Source organism: Streptomyces sp. NPDC089915 (genome assembly GCF_040684675.1).
In the GTDB taxonomy this organism is placed as follows: Bacteria; Actinomycetota; Actinomycetes; order Streptomycetales; family Streptomycetaceae; genus Streptomyces.
The window spans coordinates 1-3,838 of the sequence record NZ_JBFBGN010000260.1 but is presented as its reverse complement, the minus strand read 5'-3'; the positions used below and the strand labels follow the sequence as shown (position 1 = coordinate 3,838).

Here is a 3,838-nt window from a genome sequence, read left to right as displayed (position 1 = left end):
GGAGGCCTCTTCGGCGGCGCGGATCCGGGCAGCGGCGTACCGCTCGGCGGGTGAGAGTTCTTCGGTCATCCTTCCACAGGTTCCGGACGGCGAAGACGGACTCGGCGCCGACGCCTGCCGTGCTCCCCGGCCGGGCGTTCACGTGTGCGTTCGGTCGGCTCATCGGCTGGTGCCTCCCAGCAGTTCGGCGCATTTCTCCCCGACCATCAGCACGCCGATCATCGGGTTCACGGCGGTCATGGTCGGGAAGACGGACGCGTCGGCGATCCGGACGCCGGACAGGCCCCGGATCCTCAGGTCGGGCGTGACGACGGCGAGCGGATCGTCCTCGGCGCCCATCCGGCAGGTTCCGGCCGGGTGGTACACGGTGTGCGCGACGTGCCGGGCGTAAGCGCTGAGCTCCTCGTCGGAGGTGACCTCCGGGCCCGGGCAGACCTCGCGCTTCAGCCAGCCGGCGAGCGGCTCGGCCGCGGCGATCCGGCGGGCGATCTTGATGCCGTCGACGAGGGTCCGGCCGTCGTAGTCGTCCTCGTCGGTGAAGTACCGGAAGTCCAGCGCCGGCTTGACCCCGGGGTCGGCGCTCGTCAGGTAGAGCCGGCCGCGGCTGCGCGGCTTGGGGATGTTCGGGGTCATCGACACGCCGTGGGCGGGGCGTTCGTAGCCGAGCCGCTCCGGGTTGTCGGTGAACGGCACCTGGTAGAAGTGGAACATCAGGTCCGGCCCCTGGGCGGCCGGGTCCCGGCGGACGAACAGCCCGGCGTCCGAGTCCATGGCCGAGTTCTCCGGTATCGGACCGTTCGTCTCCCACACGATGACCGACTCGGGGTGGTCGAGGAGGTTCTCGCCGACCCCCGGCAGGTCGTGCGCGACCGGGATGCCCAGCTCCTCCAGGTCCGCCCGCGGTCCGATGCCCGAGTGCAGCAGCAGCCGCGGCGAGTCGACGGCGCCGGCGCACACCAGCACCTCGCGCCGGGCCCGCACCAGGTGCTCCCGGCCGTCGGCGGTGCGCACGTGCACGCCGGTGGCCCGGGTCCCCTCCAGCTCCAGCCGGAACGCCCACGTCTCCAGGGCGATGTGCAGGTTCGGCCGGTCCAGGAAGGGGTGCAGGTAGGCGACCGAGGCCGAGGAGCGCTTGTTGTCCTCCGGGTGGTAGGCCGGGTCGAAGAAGCCGACGCCCTCGTGGAAGGCGTCCTCGTTGAACCCTTCCACGAGGGGGACGCCGAGGGCGCCCTGCGCCGCCTTCACGAAGTCGCGGGCGATGGCGTTCCGGTCGTCCGCGTGGACCGGGACGATGTTGTTGCGCAGCCGGTCGAAGTACGGGTCCATGGAGGCCGCGTCCCAGCCCTCGGCTCCGGCCTCGGCCCACTCGTCCCAGTCGGAGGGCAGCGGCTTGAACGAGATGAGCGTGTTGTGCGAGGAGCAGCCGCCCAGCACCCGCGCCCGGCTGTGGCGGATGTGGGAGTTGCCGCGGGGCTGCTCGGTGGTGGGGTAGTCGTAGTCCAGTTCGCCGCCGAGCAGGCCCATCCACCGGCGCAGGGTGAGGACGTCGTCGCGGCCGACGTCGCTGGGTCCGCCCTCGATGACGGCCACGCTGACGGAGGGGTCCTCGGTCAGCCGGGAGGCGATCACGGAGCCGGCGGTCCCGCCTCCGACGACGACGTAGTCGTACAGCTGCTCGTCGTACGGGCCGGGCGTGGGGGCCTGGCCGGGAGTGAGGGGCTGGTGGTGTGTGGGGGGATGGTGGTTCATGCCTGGTCCTGGTCCTTCTGGTCCTCGCCGCGTGCGCCGTCGTCCTGTCCGCCGGCGAACCAGCGGACGGGGCGCGGAGCGAGGTTCCGGTAGACGTGCTTGGCCTCGCGGTACTCGGCGAGGCCGGTGGGACCCAGTTCTCGGCCGATGCCGGACTTGCCGAAGCCGCCCCATTCCGCCTGCGGCAGGTACGGGTGGAAGTCGTTGATCCAGACGGTGCCGTGGCGCAGCAGCCCGGCCACCCGACCGGCCCGCTCCTCGTCGGCGGTCCACACCGCGCCGGCCAGGCCGTACTCGGTGTCGTTGCCGAGGGCGACGGCCTCCTCCTCGGTGCGGAAGGTCTCCACGGTCAGGACCGGGCCGAAGACCTCCTCGCGCACCACGCGCATGCCGCGGTGGCAGCGGTCGAGGACGGTGGGCCGGTAGAAGAAGCCGGGGCCCTCGGGCCTGACCCCGCCGGCGCGGAGCACCGCGCCCTCGGCGAGGGCGGAGGCCACGTACTCCTCGGTCCGCACCCGCTGGGCGGCCGAGACCAGCGGCCCGCACTCGACGCCGGGGTCGGTGCCGCGGCCCAGCCGGATCAGCTCGGCCCGGCGGGACAGTTCGGCGACGAACCGGTCCCGCAGCGGCTCCTCGACGATGAGGCGGGAGCCGGCCGAGCAGACCTGGCCGCTGTGGATGAACGCGGCGTTGAGGGCCTGGTCGACGGCGGTGTCGAAGCCCTCGGGGGTGGCGCAGGCGTCCGCGAAGACGATGTTGGGGTTCTTGCCGCCCAGTTCGAGCGCGACCTTCTTGACGCCCTCGGCCGCCGCCCGCGCGACCTTGGTGCCGCTGACGAGCCCGCCGGTGAACGAGATCAGGTCGACGTCGGGGTGCTCGGCGAGCCGGGCGCCCACGGTGTGGCCGGGGCCCGTGACGATGTTGGCGGCGCCGAGCGGGAGCCCGGCCTCCAGCAGCAGCTCCACCAGGGCGACCGTGCTGAGCGGGGTGATCTCGCTGGGCTTGATGACGAAGGTGTTGCCGGCCGCGAGGGCCGGCGCGATCTTCCAGCTGGCCTGGAGGAGCGGATAGTTCCACGGGGTGATCAGCGCGCAGACGCCCACCGGCTCGTGGACGACGACGCTGTGGACGTCCGGCGAACCGGCGTCGACGACGCGCTCCGCGCTCTCCTTCTCCACCAGGTCGGCGAAGTAGCGGAAGGCGGCGCGCACGCAGTCGACGTCGGTGCGGCCCTCCTCCAGCGTCTTGCCCGCGTCCCGGCTCTCCAGGGCGCCGATCCGCTCCCGGTCGCGTTCCAGCCGGTCGGCGACCCGGCGCAGCAGGGCGGCGCGCTCGGCGACCGGCGTACGGGGCCAGGCGCCCGCGTCGAACGCGGCGCGGGCGGCGGCCACCGCGTCGTCGGTGTCCCGGACCCCGCCCTCCTCGACGACCGCGAAGGCGGTGGAGTCGGCGGGGTCGATGATCCGGCGGTCGTCTCCGGAGAGTGAGGCTCGCCACTCGCCGCCCACGTGGATGGCCTGTTGTGCTGCGGTCACGTCGGGTATTGCCTTTCGTTCCTTCGGATCCCCCGCCGGTCGCCCGGGGAACCAGGGCGCCGCTGCCGGTCGCCCGGTGGCGCGGCTGCCCCTGCCTCCCGGAGACATGCGGAATGCGGGGCGGAGAGTGATCCACTTCACGCGCCACCCATGGACATAACCGGGCATTAGGGACGGATTGCGCCTGACTGAGGGCCTGGGCGGGTGCGGCCGTAGGGTTCGGGATCATGACGAGGACCACGCCACCGCGCCCGCTCGACGTCGAGGGGCTCTTCCCCGGGATCGCCGCCCACCGCGGCACGACCACCCGGCTGCACCCGCGGCCGGGCAGCCCCGACGCGTCGATGAGCTCCGTCGGCGGACCGATGCTCTGGCCGGCGGACGAGCCGTGGCCGGTGTGCACCGATCCGCACCCCCACAGGCGCGGCCGACGCCCCGCGGACATCCACCGGGAGCGGCGGCTGTCGGCCGCCGCGTGGGCCCGGGACCCGCGGTCCGGCCCCACGGACGAGGAGCGGCGGCTCCTGGAGGAGCTCCGGCAGAGGCACCGGGCG

At 73.4% G+C, this 3,838-nt stretch carries 2 protein-coding genes and 1 pseudogene; 1 reads left to right on the top strand and 2 read right to left on the bottom strand.

The genetic code is table 11. The features are described 5' to 3' along the window. Positions 1-159: 159 nt before the first annotated feature. Entirely contained in the window at positions 160-1,749 is a 1,590-nt protein-coding gene (locus AB0O29_RS34500) for a GMC oxidoreductase (RefSeq protein WP_365159965.1), read from the bottom strand. Then, positions 1,746-3,284 (bottom strand): aldehyde dehydrogenase family protein, encoded by a 1,539-nt coding sequence (locus tag AB0O29_RS34495; protein ID WP_365159963.1) that lies wholly within the window; start codon positions 3,282-3,284, stop codon positions 1,746-1,748. Before AB0O29_RS34495 ends, AB0O29_RS34500 begins: the two co-directional genes overlap by 4 nt. A gap of 227 nt (positions 3,285-3,511) precedes the next feature. Here AB0O29_RS34495 and AB0O29_RS34490 point away from each other — a divergent pair. Then, positions 3,512-3,838: pseudogene (locus AB0O29_RS34490) on the top strand (hypothetical protein); the annotation flags it as partial.